The 14,907-nt window shown below is 46.8% G+C and carries 12 protein-coding genes; 3 read left to right on the top strand and 9 right to left on the bottom strand.

The annotated features are described in order from the left end of the window. The first annotated feature begins 50 nt into the window (after positions 1 to 50). Positions 51 to 1,145, top strand: a complete 1,095-nt coding sequence (gene wecB, locus CLV31_RS04280) for a non-hydrolyzing UDP-N-acetylglucosamine 2-epimerase (RefSeq protein WP_111391622.1) — start codon at positions 51 to 53, stop codon at positions 1,143 to 1,145. Further along, positions 1,142 to 1,633, top strand: coding sequence for a cupin domain-containing protein (locus CLV31_RS04275; RefSeq protein WP_111391621.1), 492 nt, complete (start codon positions 1,142 to 1,144; stop codon positions 1,631 to 1,633). The genes wecB and CLV31_RS04275 overlap by 4 nt, the downstream gene beginning before the upstream one ends. Positions 1,634 to 1,636: 3 nt before the next feature. Here CLV31_RS04275 and CLV31_RS04270 read toward each other — a convergent pair whose 3' ends face one another. The 7 genes from CLV31_RS04270 to CLV31_RS21780 form a co-directional block, all read right to left on the bottom strand. Further along, entirely contained in the window at positions 1,637 to 2,077 is a 441-nt protein-coding gene (locus tag CLV31_RS04270; protein WP_111391620.1) for a DinB family protein, read from the bottom strand. Positions 2,078 to 2,089: 12 nt separating this feature from the next. Beyond that, entirely contained in the window at positions 2,090 to 2,671 is a 582-nt protein-coding gene (locus CLV31_RS04265) for a hypothetical protein (RefSeq protein WP_317048772.1), read from the bottom strand. Between the two features lie 116 nt (positions 2,672 to 2,787). Continuing rightward, positions 2,788 to 5,691, bottom strand: coding sequence for a TonB-dependent receptor (locus CLV31_RS04260; RefSeq protein ID WP_111391619.1), 2,904 nt, complete (start codon positions 5,689 to 5,691; stop codon positions 2,788 to 2,790). Positions 5,692 to 5,779: 88 nt separating this feature from the next. Next, positions 5,780 to 7,018 carry a hypothetical protein gene (locus tag CLV31_RS04255; RefSeq protein WP_111391618.1) on the bottom strand — a complete coding sequence of 413 codons (1,239 nt, stop codon included), beginning with the start codon at positions 7,016 to 7,018 and terminating at the stop codon, positions 5,780 to 5,782. Between the two features lie 184 nt (positions 7,019 to 7,202). Continuing rightward, positions 7,203 to 8,174 (bottom strand): AAA family ATPase, encoded by a 972-nt coding sequence (locus CLV31_RS04250; protein WP_111391617.1) that lies wholly within the window; start codon positions 8,172 to 8,174, stop codon positions 7,203 to 7,205. Between the two features lie 123 nt (positions 8,175 to 8,297). Next, a complete protein-coding gene (locus CLV31_RS04245) occupies positions 8,298 to 8,933 on the bottom strand; it encodes a pseudouridine synthase (protein WP_111391616.1) in 636 nt (211 codons plus the stop codon). A gap of 10 nt (positions 8,934 to 8,943) precedes the next feature. Continuing rightward, positions 8,944 to 9,120 (bottom strand): hypothetical protein, encoded by a 177-nt coding sequence (locus tag CLV31_RS21780; protein WP_181452567.1) that lies wholly within the window; start codon positions 9,118 to 9,120, stop codon positions 8,944 to 8,946. A 536-nt stretch (positions 9,121 to 9,656) separates the two neighbouring features. On the opposite strand from CLV31_RS21780, the gene CLV31_RS04235 reads away from it, so the two are divergent. After that, positions 9,657 to 10,271, top strand: a complete 615-nt coding sequence (locus CLV31_RS04235) for a Crp/Fnr family transcriptional regulator (RefSeq protein WP_111391614.1) — start codon at positions 9,657 to 9,659, stop codon at positions 10,269 to 10,271. 47 nt (positions 10,272 to 10,318) lie between these two features. Here the strand turns inward: CLV31_RS04235 and CLV31_RS04230 are convergent, their stop codons facing one another. After that, a complete protein-coding gene (locus CLV31_RS04230) occupies positions 10,319 to 11,680 on the bottom strand; it encodes an alkaline phosphatase family protein (RefSeq protein WP_111391613.1) in 1,362 nt (453 codons plus the stop codon). 76 nt (positions 11,681 to 11,756) lie between these two features. Next, positions 11,757 to 14,894, bottom strand: coding sequence for a TonB-dependent receptor (locus tag CLV31_RS04225; RefSeq protein WP_111391682.1), 3,138 nt, complete (start codon positions 14,892 to 14,894; stop codon positions 11,757 to 11,759). Between the last annotated feature and the right edge of the window lie 13 nt (positions 14,895 to 14,907).

The raw sequence follows: 14,907 nt of genomic DNA, 5'->3' as shown, positions 1-14,907 counted from the left end.
TCACTCCCCGCCGAGAATCCCTATTTTTGACCAAATTTTATCTGATTCCTATGCCTCTTTTTACCATCGTCGCCGGAGCCCGGCCTAATTTTATGAAGATCGCACCGATCATTCACGCTTTTCAAAAGAAAAAAGAAGCGGGCTTGGATGTCGCTTTCCGGTTGGTCCACACCGGGCAGCACTATGACAAAAAAATGTCCGGTGACTTTTTCGAGCAACTGCATATTCCTGATCCCGATGCCAATCTTGGTGGAGGAGGCGGTACGCAGGCCGAACAAACCGCAGCCATCATGGTAGCCTTTGAAAAAGAACTGATGGATCATCGACCCAATCTCGTGATCGTGGTAGGAGATGTGACCAGCACCTTGGCCTGTTCTATTGCCGCGAAAAAGCTGCAAATCGATGTGGCGCACGTAGAAGGGGGAATCCGCTCAGGTGACCTCAGTATGCCGGAGGAAATCAACAGAATGGTGACAGACTCCATCACCGATCACTTTTTTACCACCTCAGAAATTGCCAATACCAACCTGAGAAAAGCGGGAGTTGCGGAGGAAAAAATCCACTTCGTAGGCAATACCATGATCGATACCCTCATGGCGCAAATGCCTTATTTCAAAAAACCGGAAGGGGAAATTTTCGAATCCTTGCGGCTTGGTCAATACTTTGTAATGACCATGCATCGCCCGGCCAATGTGGATCAGGAGCATTCGCTCAAAGCCATGATTGATGCCATCTTGGAAGGAACGGAAGGGCTTCCGATCATTTTCCCGGTCCATCCCCGTACTGCCAAAAACCTGCAAAATCTGGGAATCAACGCCCCAAACCTCCACATGTGCGAACCACTCGGTTACTTAGAGTTTAACTATCTGGTGAAAAACGCCAAAGGCGTGATTACCGATTCCGGTGGAGTAACTGAGGAAACCTCCGTGATGAATGTGCCCTGTGTGACCCTGAGAGACAACACCGAACGGGCCGAAACTATCCACATGGGCACCAATGAACTGGTAGGCACCGATCCATCCAAGCTAAAGCCCTATCTGGAAAAAATCATGCGGGGCGAATGGAAGCAATATCAGGGTATTCCGCTTTGGGATGGAAAAACAGCCGAACGAATCGTGGATACTTTAATCAAAAATTATTCATGACTTCCACTGAAAAACGAATCCAAGAATTGGTGGAAATCCTGAAGCTCAAGGCCCATCCGGAAGGAGGATTTTATTCGGAGACTTTTCGATCAGCGCAGGAAGTGGTTCATTCCAATGGAGAAAAGCGCCAACTGGCCACTTCTATTTACTTTTTGCTACGATCTCAGGATGTTTCCCATTTTCACCGCATTCAAAGTGACGAACTGTGGTTTTGGCATGAGGGAAGTCCTTTGTCTGTCCATCTTTTGGGAGAAAAAGGGCACGAAATTCTTCCTCTTGGACCCGTCTCAGAAAATGGGGCAAAACCTCAACACCTCGTCCCTTCAAAAACCATCTTCGGAAGCACCGTAGATCAGTCGGACAGCTATGCACTCGTATCCTGCGTGGTTGCCCCGGGGTTTGATTTCAGAGATTTTGAGCTTTTCACCGCTGATGATTTGCTTCCTCTTTATCCGAAAGCAGAAGAAATCATCCGGAAATTGACTTGAAAATCACTTCCCATACTTCAACACCAAAGCCAACTGACCGGCATGGTAAGCGGTATGGGTGGTGATCCTTCCCAATGCTTCTGCCCTGGTCTTTTTGCCAAACTCTTTGGTTTCGATCACTTCTTCCCAATTTTCCTGAAGGGAAATCGCCTTTTCCAACATCTCAGCAGCATAGGCTGCTATTTCTTTCAGCTCAGCAAGATTGGTCCATTCTCCGGTATCTTTTACGGCAATCAGGGTTTTTGCCACGATTTTCACCTCCGACAATCCAAAGACATTTTTGGCAAAAAGCAGCTCAACTTCCGCAATATGACGGATCAGAAATCCAGCAGAATTGGGACTGTCCCCATTTTTTTTGACTAGGTCAGCCTCTGAGCTTTTGTCCAACAGCTGGGTGAAGCGGGTTCTGCCCTCTTTCCACATCGCAATCAGGGAAGTGTTCATGGTTTGGTTAGTTTAGTCTGCCCAACCCCAAGGTGCTGCCGGGGCTTCTACGGGCTGAGTCAAATCAAATTTTACAGTAAACAAAGTTGGCGAACCCAATCTTCGAAGGTTATATGTGAAAGATGTCTCGTCCACGGTGATCCACCAGACATTTCCCACAGCGGCAGGAAGGAGATTGGCGGTAAATTGGTCTGCTGGAAAAAACTGAGTCGAAGCGGATCCTGTATTGGAGGCCTTTCCTCCGTATTGGGTCACCTGATCTTCGGAGCCGTCCTCGTGCCGATGATCATGTTTGAGTTGAATCAGTCCGGCCTCATCCCTAGTCAGCACCCAAGTTCTGGATCGATCATCTCCTACAAAAAACGGGATACGAATCCTCCCTTCCTCACAAGCTCGCACATGCATGACCAATTTGCCTGCAAATCTCGGATCAGATTCAGGAGATACCAATTTGCCTTCATAGGCTTTGCCACAATGAGCCTTGAGATTTTCCCAGAATTTTTGGGAAGGGGATTTCTCTTGAGCGAATGCAGAATTTGGGAAGAAGCCCAGGCCGATCAGCAAGGACAGAAGCAGGGTGAATCTTTTCATCATGGTCTAAAATAATCAATCCAAACAGATCGCTCTTATTCCACCGGAAAATTGACTCATAAAAATAAAAAAAAGCCATCCCAACAGGAATGGCTTTTCGGAACTAGAAGCTGTATTTCTTAGAAAGAGAAACCTACGCTGAAGTTAACTCTTGTACCTGGAGCGAGCTGAGTGAAAATCTGATCCTGTGCTCCAAATGAACTGAAGACGATCTCACGCTTGTCATTGAGCAGGTTTTGGACTCCCAGACTGGTACGGATGCGCTCATCCGCGCCAAAAGTCTTGTTGATATTCAGGTTGAGTGAGTGGAACGGCACGGTGTAAGTATCCGTTCGGTTGCCAAATCCCACCAGGTTCAAGGTTGGTCCTTGGACATTGTAGTAAATCCCTGCTTCCCAGCCTCTGCTGAAATTGTTATAGGACAAACCTGTATTGACGATATAGGGTGCCTGTCCGGCCATGTCTCGGGTATTTCCGATTTCCTGTCCTTCCCGGGCGGTCAATTGTCTTGATTTCTTTTCTGTCTCAGACATATTGATCTGAGATTCAGTGATCGTCAGATTGGTCGTCCACAAGAAGTTTTCCATTTTTGAAGAAAGGAATCTCAGCGATTTTCTAAACTCCAATTCTACACCCATTACGGTCCCGTTACCCACATTTCTTGGCTGAAAGGAACCTGGGTCAGACAAAAACTGGACAATTTCGATCGGCTTGTCGAAAGTCTTGTAGAAAGCACCTACTGACCACATTTCTCCTTTTTGCTGGAAAGATTCCCATCTCACATCGAAATTGTTGATCCGGGTAGAAGTCAGATTGCCGTCCCAAAGGACTTCTGTACCGCCATTGGTAGACTCCGGAAATAATCCTCCGATAAACGTTCTCCCGGTGATCGGATCCAAAATTTCCGCAAAAGAAAGCTCCTTGAACGAAGGTCTCGCAATCGTCCGGCTGGCAGACGCTCTCAGGTTTTGGTTTTCTTTAAGACCATACACCAAGTTTAGCGTAGGAAAGAAATCCAAATCATCCAACATCTCAACCAAATCGTAGTCGAGAGTTCCGGTTTGGTTGGTTCCCGTGTAGAACTGGTTGTATTGCTCTACCCTCAATCCAAGGATAGCCCGGAGGTTTTGAATCGGACTGGATTCGAAAGACCCGTATCCCGCGAAATTGGTCACATACCCCTGATACGCATTCGGGTTGATGGGAATGAAGTCAGGATTGTATCTGACTCCGTTTCGGTTGGTACCAGAAAACAGGTTTTCCGGATTTAAAATAGCATTTGGGTCTCCATTCAGCTTTGTATTTCCGGTTGGGAATTGGAAACTTTGAATCTCAAAATCTCTAAACTTAAAAGTATACGCTCCACCCATTCGGATTTTTGCATCTCTGGAAAAGGCTTTTAGGCTTCTGGCCACATCCAGTTTACCAGCAATGTTATACTCCTCCAAACTTCTCCAAATACGGGTGGGAAGCCCCACTTCGGTAGAGATCGTATTGGTCGGCAATCTGAATCGGGTAAATCGGATATCCGGATCCTCGATGGTAGAGCGGGTCGGGGCCAATTTCCAGTTGACTTCCCAAGTGCGGCCTTTGAAAAAGTGACTACCTGAAAGCAAAATGCTGGAAAGTCCCCGTTGACTGTATTCAAGGTTGTATTGAGCAGCTTCAAAGTTTGCCCCAAGGTTGGTATTTACAAAATCAAAAGTACCGGCTTTAGACTCCCCATTTTGAAGGTGAAGGATGTTCAGTTTGTACTTGGACGTATTGGTTTTTAAAGCAATTCCTGCCAATCCACCCAACAATACACTATTGACGCCATAGTCACCGACCTGTCTTTCCAAAGCTTCCAATTCAGTATCACTTGGACTGATCGGTTTGGCATAAAGATTAAACTGGGCGCCCTGGTAAAATTCAGTTTCGTTTTTGTAAGTCAGGGCAGCATTGTAACCCCAAGTCGCCTTAGGCCTCGCTATTTGATTTCCAAAGGAAAGCCCCAAACCGAAATCCATCATTGAGGTCTGTTGTGTAGCACCGAGGATCTTATTGAATCCACCCAAAATAGTTTGATAATCTTGCCCTCTGGCACTGCTTGGGTTCCCGACTACCTCACCAAACTGAGGAATAGTGGTTCTGCCTCCGGTAGGATTGGCACGGGTCCCGTCATCAAATCCCAGGAAGTCGGTTCGTCCGCCCTGATAGGTCAGATAGTTTTTATTGAAGTGCATCGAAGGGTTAACACCTCCCGATACGCTGACCCGAAAGGTCTTTTCCTCAGGAAAATCTTTGGTTTCGATATCGACCACACCGCCTGTAAAATCCGCAGGCAGCTCTGCCGTGAATGACTTGGATACGATGATATTGTCTATTACGTTGGTTGGGAAGATATCCATCTGAATCGTATTTCGGTCCGGATCCAAACCGGGGATATCCACACCGTTCAATACAGTTTTGGTATATCGATCTCCCAAACCACGGACATAAACATATTTACCTCCTTCGATGGATACGCCGGTCACCCGCTTTACTGCGGAAGCCGCATCGCCATCACCGATTTGTCTAAATGTACTTGCAGAGATCCCGTCCAAAAGATTCGGAGCATTTCGCTTGACCGACATCAAAGCAGACTCGGTGGTTCTGATCGCAGCAGCAGAAACAGTCACCGTTTCCAATTCTGAAGCTTCTTCCTTCAAAAGCACGTCAGGAATAACCAGAACTTTACCGTTTTCCACCAAAACCTCTGTAAGGCTTAGTGTGGAATAAGAAATGTAAGAAATCTGTAGGGTATAGGTGCCGGGAGTTGCCTGAATTTCGAATTTACCATCGAAGTCAGTCACCTCGCCTTTTGCGGTCTCCACGACCAAAACCGAAACACCAAAAAGCGGCTCACCGGTCTTTTCATCATATACGGCTCCACGGATGGTGCCATTTTGGGCGAATGCAAAACCCGTAAGGAGCTGGAATGCAATCACTAGTAAAAGAATTACCAAGGGTTTCAGAGGTAATTCCTGTTTTTTATTTTTCATACAGCTTGTTATTGAAGAATATTTCTGGGAGGGAGAAAGGGAAAGGAAGGATCCTTGCAAGACCTTCCTTTTCCTTAGGTATTCATTATTATCTGAAGTCAGCGAGTGCGTTGGCAGCTGCGGCCCAAGTCCAACCTTCAAAGGCAGCTTTGTTGGCTCCTACTGTATTGGCTCTGATGGCTACTGTGGCAGCGTGTACATCGGTACCGTTTCGGAATGCCTGCTGAAGCGTCACGCCCTCTGCAAGGGTAGCCTCAAGCTTGGCAAACTTTAATACTCCGTTGCTGAAGTTGGCGATGGTGTTGTCACCGCTGAGAGAGAAGTCACCTCTTCCTGCATTGTTGTTGGCAGCTGGAGAAGGAAAATTGAAGAAATAAAGATTTTCGAAAGTTCCTCTGGCACCGGCTCTGAAGTCAGCGAATTCAGAAGACGGGTGACCTTTGATAGAGCCGTTTTTCACGGTATGAGCAGCATTGTAAGACCCTTCCGGACCATCTATTTCCAAGGCATGGTCTGTGTTGACTCCGCAGATCACGATGAAGTTGTCCAAAGTACCTGCCCAAGCTTGGTCAGTATCTACAGCATCATCTCCTGAATTCCAAATCAAGGCGTTTTTCACGGATACCGTGCCACCAAACCACTCGATACCATCATCTTGGTTGGCTACTACTTCCACATTTTCGATGACCGTTCCGGAACCTACACCGCCCAAAGTCAAACCGTTGATTTCGTTGCCTTCACCGATATTGGCACCCCCATGGCGAATAGAAATATATTTGATTACTCCGGAGTTGTCGGCATCATCCGTACCTCCGTATAGTCCATTGGTATCTGATGCAGGAATGCCTTCGATCTGGATTTCTTGGATATCCCCTGGGAAAGAACCTCTTGCTCTACCCAAAACGATCAATCCTCCCCAAAGACCTTCTAAAGTAGGATCCATGTTTGGTGAAGCGATTTGACCTGGTCTGATTTCGTCAGCTACTGTGGTAAAAATGATCGGTTGTGTGGCCGTACCTGCCGCGTTGATTTTGGCGCCTCGGGCGATGATCAGTGCCGTGGCATTGGCGCCGGTTCCCACTTCACCCTTCACGACTACTCCAGGCTGGATGGTTAGCGTAGCTCCGTTGGTTACGGTTATTCGTCCGGAGAGTACGTATACCTTGCCGGTTTCCCAAGTGGTATTGGTGGTAATGTTGGAGCTGACTACAATGTTGGATCCGTTGTCTCCATCATCAGTTCCTGGTCTGTCATTTCCTTCGATACATCCTACGAAGCCGATTACTCCAGCCATGAGGATCAACATAAGGGATTGGATTCTTTTCATCTTTATCAATTGAATTGTGGTTTTGCGATTTGTTGATGCAAAGGTGAATTCAATTTTCGGCCCCGATAGAATGAATCGAATTATGGTTTTTTTAAAAATGAAGACAGAATTTAATATTGAAGTAACAGAAAAAGCATAAAAAAAGGCTTCCCTTACGAGAAGCCTTCCAAAGCGGCAATTTGTGTTATTTCAATGTTACCGACTTATTAATCGGTACTTTTTCCAGTAGTGTTTTTACCAGACTACGAGTACTCACATTATCTGCTTCTGCCTCATAATTGAGCAAAATCCGGTGGTTGAGCACGTCCTCGGCGATCTCTTTGATGTCCTCAGGCAATACGTAGTCCCGTCCATCCATGTAAGCCACCGCTTTTGAGGCCAAATTCAAATTGATACTGGCACGAGGTGAAACTCCAAACATGATGTATTTGGCCTCGTCCCTTAGCCCATATTGCTGGGGAAAACGGGTAGCAAACACCAACTCTATTATATAGTGTTCCAAAGGTTCTGCCATATTCACCGCATTGATTTGATTGCGGATTTCAAAAATGTCCTGCTTGGATAGAATGGGACGGACCTCTGAGGAGTATTGCATATTGGACATGCGGCGCATGACCTCCATCTCGTCAGATTTGCTCGGGTAGTCGATGTGAACCTTCATCATAAATCGGTCCACCTGCGCCTCCGGAAGGGGATAGGTGCCCTCTTGGTCCACAGGGTTTTGGGTAGCCAAAACCAAAAAAGGCCGATCCAATTGATAGGTATGCTCTCCGATCGTCACCTGCTTTTCCTGCATCGCTTCCAGAAGTGCGGACTGTACTTTTGCCGGGGATCGGTTGACTTCGTCTGCCAAAATCACATTGGCGAAAATGGGCCCTTTTTTCACCTCAAAGTTGGCCGTCTGCTGATTGTAAATCATCGTCCCGATCAAGTCGGATGGCAACAAATCGGGAGTAAACTGTATTCGGTTGAAATCGAGATGTAGCACCTTAGCCAGGGTGTTGACGGTAAGGGTCTTGGCCAATCCGGGTACGCCTTCCAACAAAATATGTCCGTTGGTAAACAGTCCGATCAACAGTCGATTGACCATTTTGTCCTGCCCTACGACGACCTTTTTGACCTCCTGTATGACTTCTGCGATTTTTTCCTGATGCATGAACGACTCGAGTTTAATCCATTATTTTGGCTGGGCTAAAATAGGGGAAAATGTACCAACCCACAATCTTAATTCCTTCCAGTGGCAGGTGTCATCCCTGTCAGGTCGGGATTTTAGGAATTTTTAAGAACGACGATTCTTTTTCACCGAACTACCCGGGGTATTAACCTTCACAAATCCCGTGAGCCCCAAGGCACGATAGACCGATTCCTGATCCATTTCACGGATTTCCCCGACTTCCATCCCGGAGATGGTGATTTTTTCCATGGAAAACCGAACCAAGCGCAGCGTGGGGAATCCCACCGCAGCCGTCATTTTTCGGACCTGACGATTTTTCCCTTCGATCAGGGTCAATGAAATCCAAGTATCCGGAATGCTGGCTCGGTATCGGATCGGAGGGTTGCGCTCGGGAAGTTCAGGTATCGGCGTCAGGATTTTGGCTAAGGCTGGCTTGGTCTTATAGTTCTGTCCATCCACTTGGATCACGACTCCGGATTGAAGTTCCTTTAACGCTTCCGGAGTTGGGACGCCTTCTACCTGGGCATAATAGGTTCGCTGATGTCCAAATCGGGGATTGAGCAGGTGATGGTTGAGCCATTTGTCATCGGTGATGAGGAGGAGCCCTTCACTGTCTTTGTCCAGTCGACCGACAGGATATACTTCTTTGGGAAAATCGCCGAGAGAGGCCAAAGTAGGCCCCTCTCCGCTGAATTGGCTCACTACGCCAAATGGTTTGTAAATAATGAAATATCTGGGCAAGACAGTGGATTTAGCTTCCGCAACCGATGCAGTCGAAATGTGAATCCATCGGTTTCACTCCTTTGAGCTGCATTTCCAGATTGTGAATCTGATCCCGGACTTCCATATCGGCAAACATGTCACCGGTAAGCTGGGACTTGAGGGAGGCAATCGCTTCCTCGAGGGCTTGTTTTTGTTGTTCGGTCATAAAAGTGGTGTTTGGTTGTGAATGATTGAGTGGATTGAAAATAGCCAAATCAGGTGATTTGGTTCCTTTCGTGAATGATTTTTTTAGGGTCAAAAATTAAGCCAGTTGATCGTCAGGGGGATGGGAGATGGAAAATGTTTCGACTCGGTTGGGGTCGGGAAAACCATCAAAACGAAATCATGTTTTCCATGGGTTCTATCCATGGTTATGGAGAAGTATGACCCTATTAGAAAGGTCATACTTGAAAAATTTTCAAAATGAATTTAACGATCTTGTAATGCAAGTCCCGATGAGCGCTGGGATTTCGGTAGGGCTGAACTTTTTGGAAATGCAATTATGCATAGACTACTAGATAATGTGCCACATCGATTTTTACATGGGAAAGAAATCTTTTATCTCCATAAAATTTCCCCCATATTAAGTTCTTACCTTAAGTATTACCGTCACATTTTCAAAGTGTTAAGTTCTGGTGAAACTTTAGAATAGGCATTCCAAAATTCCATTTAACAAAGGAAATTGGATCAAAAACCATCTTCATGGAGTTTAACCTTTTCGAATATCTGAGAGGCAAGGGGGAGGAAGGTTTTACTCAGGTAAAACCTTTGGAAATAGAAAAGGGAATCTTGCTCTATCAACCTCCCCAACGCGTCACGCCCATTTATGAAATTGTCAAAGGAGCCATCCGGATTGGTTCCTATTCCTTACAGGGTGAAGAAATATGCTACGATATCCTTAAGCCGGGAGACTTTTTCGGCAATCTCCAATACCTCAACGGGCAGTTCTCTGAATTTGCAAAAACCCTCACCCCGGTCATCCTGAGAGCGTATGATCAACCTTATTTTAAAAAAATCACTACCCAAATCCCGGAAGTCTCCGAATGGTTTTCTTATAAACTGGTCAGTCGATGGTGTAGGGCCGAAGAGCGGCTTTTTGCAGTGCGAAGCCTAAATGCCCAAGAAAAAGTACAACGAATCCTTAAGCAATTCCAAGAACAGATCGAGGATGGAACGGGCAAAAACCATAGTTTGGTCAACCTCCTCACCCTACAAGATATGGCTGATCTCACAGGTATGACCCGACAAACCGTCTCCAAAGTGATCAAAGAAGAACTTTTCAGAGCAGGGCAAAAAAGAAGCAAGATCAGAACCTAAAAAAACCGGTCGAAAAATCGACCGGCTTTCCCAATGGAGGCAAAACGTTATTTCTTGATTCCCGGATACAGGTTGCTCTCGGGAAGGTCCATCTTCAGGTTGAGTAGATAGTCGACTACCGCAGCCACATCCACCAGACTCATTTCTTGGATCTCGACATTGGATTGGATCCCCGCTCCCCAAGCGATAAAACCGGTTTCGATCTCATCAAAGTCAGGAAAAAATCCATGAGTACCACCCTTTGCAGGTTTCAATAGGCCACCTTGACTGCTGGGGGAAAATGACACGCCGCGGATTGGAGCCAAGGCCAAAGCGGCATTGGGATCCGCGCCGATTTGGGCCAGTTCTTCTTTGCTGACCACTCTGAAGAGTTTTTTGTGATTTTCCGGCAGGTTGTCCAAAATGGACTTGACCTGATCCAGGGTTTTTTGGTCTTTGGGATCTTTGAGATGCAAAAATGCCGAAGCTCCACTCGTATGAAAAGTCGCCTTCCAATTGCCACGGTCAGGCCTATTTTCCATCAGTCCGGCATCCACCAGCCAAACATTAGGACTGAGCGAACTGTGGATATTGACAAACCCATGGTCTCCCGTAACGATAAAGGTGGTCTGATCAAGGATGCCCGCGCGCTCGGCAGTTTCGATGATTTTGCCGATTGCCCGGTCGGTGGCAGCAAGCGATTTTCTGACCATGGGGCCTTCTCTTCCTTCCACATGCTGGAAATGATCCGTGGCAATCAGATGCAAAGTGATCAGATTAGGCTTGTAAGTCTCCAACACATAGCCCGCCATCTCCCCGATCCGATCCTCGCGGTTGAGGTAATCCCCGTTGAAAGTTCGCTCATTGAGCTTTCCGAGAACCTGTTCCTCCAGTTCTGCCAAAAGCCCTTTGGGGTTCTCTTCATTTCTCATGGGTTCGATTCGTCCAAAGCCTTCTTCCAAACTCCAAAACTCGGGTAGATTGTAGTCTATCGGAGCTCCTACCGAAACTGGCCAGATAAAACTGGCGCTTTTCATTCCGGCCTTTCGCACAGCATCCCAAAGGGTAGGTACTTTTATTTTCTCAGTCTCCCAATACCATCTGCCTGTTTGACCACCTGACTCAAATGGGGAGTTATAATAAATCCCATGGGCCGCTGGAGTACGGCCTGTGACGATGGTGGTATGAGAGGGATAAGTCACCGAAGGAAATACTCCGGTCACCCCTTCGGCACGGGCACCCTGAGACGCCATCTCCTGAAGATTGGGTGCTGGCCAGGAAGGATCCAGGTAAAAATCCGGTCTGAATCCGTCAATGGAAATCAAGACTACATGTTGACTGGGTTGATTTTGGGCATTGGCTGCGGGATACCCAATCCCTAAGCCTAGAGCAAGGGACGCAATAGCTATAACTATTCTAATATTGTTCATTTGAAAATGGATTGATGAGAAGAAAAAAGCCCGCTTTTCACCATGGAAAAGTCGGGCTTGTGGTTTGTTGCGATAATCAGAAGAAGAACCTTCCGGAGATCTGCACTTGGAAAGGTGTCCCGCCCGGATTGGCTACGCCCACGTTGGGGTTGATTTGATACACATATTCTTGCCTGGCACGATCAAAGTTCCTCAAGGTCATCAAATTTTGATTTCCTAGATTTTTGGAAGTCCCCCACTCTTTGTTAAGCATATTGGCGACATTAAAAATGTCAGCACCCAGTTCAAATCCGGTTCTTTTGGCATCGTTAAAGAAGAATTTCTTGGTGACTCTCACATCCCAAAATCCGAAGTAACCATTTTCGCCTCCGTTTCTTTCCGCCACTTTGCCCAAACTGTTTTGCAGGTAGCTCAGTGCAAGATTGTCTGGATTGGCCAACACCTCTCTCATGGCAGTGGCCACCGATTCAGACAATCCCGGCGTATTCGGATCAAAGACAAAGGCTAAGTCATTGCTGTTTACAAAGTCACCGTTCACATTTCCGTTGACTACCAGGGAATAACGGGTCCCACCGATACCAGAATATCTTACGCCTACAGTCACTCCTTTGAAGGAAGGAAGCGTACCGTAGAACACCACTTTTTTCCTAAACTGACCATTGGAATAGCTCATGCGGGAGAGATCTCGGGGATCATCTACTACGGCCTGAAACAAGGTCGCACTGTTGGCTACGTTACCGTTGAAGGAAGTATTGTCTTTGGAGTCATTCCAGGTGTAGCTGGCTGTGACTTGTCCATCTTTGAAATACCGATAAGTTCCATCGATCACCACCGTATAGGTATTGTTTCTTCCTTCGCTGACCAGCTCCAGTACTCGCCCTATCTCCGTTGTTTTTCTACCTCTGGTCCAGTCTGCATTACCGTTGGTAGTGCTGATGGTTTCGATAGGCACATAGACTCCCCGATTTCCTTCATTGGCCAGTCTAAAAAACGGTTCATCCACCATATTTCGGTCGACATACATGTAGTTGTTTCGGGCAAGGGATGCGATTACATTAGCTCCAAGACGAAGTCGGTTGTTGATGATTTTGTTGTACATCACATTTCCCTTGTAGACAGTGGGCACTTTCAGGTCCTCACTGTTCATATTGATCGTGGCGACGGGTGATACACCCGGAAGATTCAAAAGCTCTCTTCCCGGTGCTGTAGCGGGATTGTTTCTGTAGGAGACAAAGTCCGGGGTAGGAACCGCAGCCCCGGTGATATCCACGGCTACGATTTTGGTGCCGTCAAACTGTAGGTTGTTTACATCCGTGTAGTTGTTCAGCGCCGATCCAAAGACTCCTCCTCCGATTCTTAACACATCCGTTTGCTTCTGATTGATATCCCAAGTAAACTGAAATCGAGGCTGAATCTGGAAGGCATTGGTTTTCACATCTGTCCTTAAACCAAGCTCATCAAATACGGTCTGATTAAAGTTGGGCGCATTTTTATACCCCGTGTAATCTCCTCTCAAACCCAAAACCAAGCTCATGCCTCGTCCCAAATCTGTATTGGACTGGGCATAAATCCCCCCTCCAAAAATCGTCTGCTCCACAGTAGGATCAGTCAAAGCGACTTCTCTTGCATATCGGAAAGGCCGAAGATTGTCAAAGTTGTCCAAGCCGGTGAAGAAGAATCGACCGTTGAACTCACTGGTGGCCAAAGAGGACAAGTTGTTCATCAACAGGTCCATGCCGAATGTGTAATTGGTTTTTCCCTTGTTATAGTACAGGTTATTGACCAATTGATAGACATTGGACTCAAACCGTTCTGGAAGAAAACGTTGGCCTCCAAGCTGAATATTGGTGTTGACGGTCCGGTCATTCACTTGAGACTGTACATTTTGCACAATCGCTCTTGGGATGTTTTCACTGGGGAGTTGGGAGCTTGGACGACCATCATCCAAGGTATAGAGGTATTGAAGCTTCAGTTCATTGGTCAAATTGGGGGTAAGCACCGTCCGGAGGGAAGCCATCAGGCTGTTGGCAGTGGACAGGTGATCTCCATATACCTCATATAGATTGATAGAGGTGTTATCATTGACTCCTTGACTGTTTAGATCCCAGGAGAAATTGTTTCGTACTGTCAAAAGGTTTTTGGAATTGATCTGATAGTCCAAGCGCAAAAATGCCGTGTGAGAATACCTCAGCTTGTCAAAGCTGCCCGTCTGTGGAGAATCTGCCACACCATATTTGGTTCTGGCGATCTGAAGATAACGGTCGAGACTTTGGCGGGAAACGTTGAATCGGACTTCATCCTCTGGGGTCTGAAGATCTGCGATAAAAAGTGGCTGCGCATCTCGCTGCCCATCATAAGCTATAAAGTAGTGGAGCTTGTCTTTGATAATCGGGCCTCCCAAAGTCACCCCATACTGCTGAATGGAAAATTCATTGTTTCTGAGATTTCCGCGGATATCATACTTGCTGGCTAGCCAATCTGCCCGATTGAAGAGAAATGCAGAACCTTCTACACGGTTGGTACCGGTCTTGGTCACCGCAGAGATAATCCCTCCTCCGCTTCGTCCATTGGTCACGTCATAGTCATTGGTCATCACTTCAAACTCCCGAATCGCCTCCATTGAAATCGAAAAAGGCCCACGGTTGGTAGATCCGCTGGAAAGCGGACTGCGGTTGGTCATCCCGTCAATGGTGTAGTTGGTGGATGAAAAAAGCTGACCCAAAAGGCTGTTTCCATTCGAAACCGGAGACAAATCGACCAACGAATTGAAGTTCCTACCATTGACAGGAAGGGTGGACATATCCTTAGCCGAAACTGCCGTAGAGCTTCCGAGTCGGTCAATGCTGTTGGTAATAGAGTTGGCCATGACGCTGACTTCTCCCAATTCCTGGGCTTGCTCATTGAGGATAAAATCCAATTTGATATTATCGCCTTGATTGAGCGAAATACCGGTAAATGTTTTGGAACCGTATCCCATGTAGGTTGCTGTGACCGTATAATTAGTCCCCAATGGAATCTGTGAAATCAGGTAGTTGCCCGTCACTCCGGTGACAGTTGATGCTGTAAATCCGGTCAATTCGTTTTTGACCAAAATCTGAGCTCCGATCAGCATTTCACCATCCGAGTCGGTCAACTTACCGGAAACAGAGGCATTCACTAATTGAGCCGGGGCATTTTGATGTAGAAGGATACTGAAAATCAGAGTCAGTACCATCCCGAAGGTTTGT

The sequence above is a fragment of the Algoriphagus aquaeductus genome (genome assembly GCF_003253485.1).
Classification (GTDB): Bacteria; Bacteroidota; Bacteroidia; order Cytophagales; family Cyclobacteriaceae; genus Algoriphagus; species Algoriphagus aquaeductus.
The sequence above is the reverse complement of the archived record's forward strand: the minus strand, read 5'-3'. Positions and strand labels throughout refer to the sequence as shown.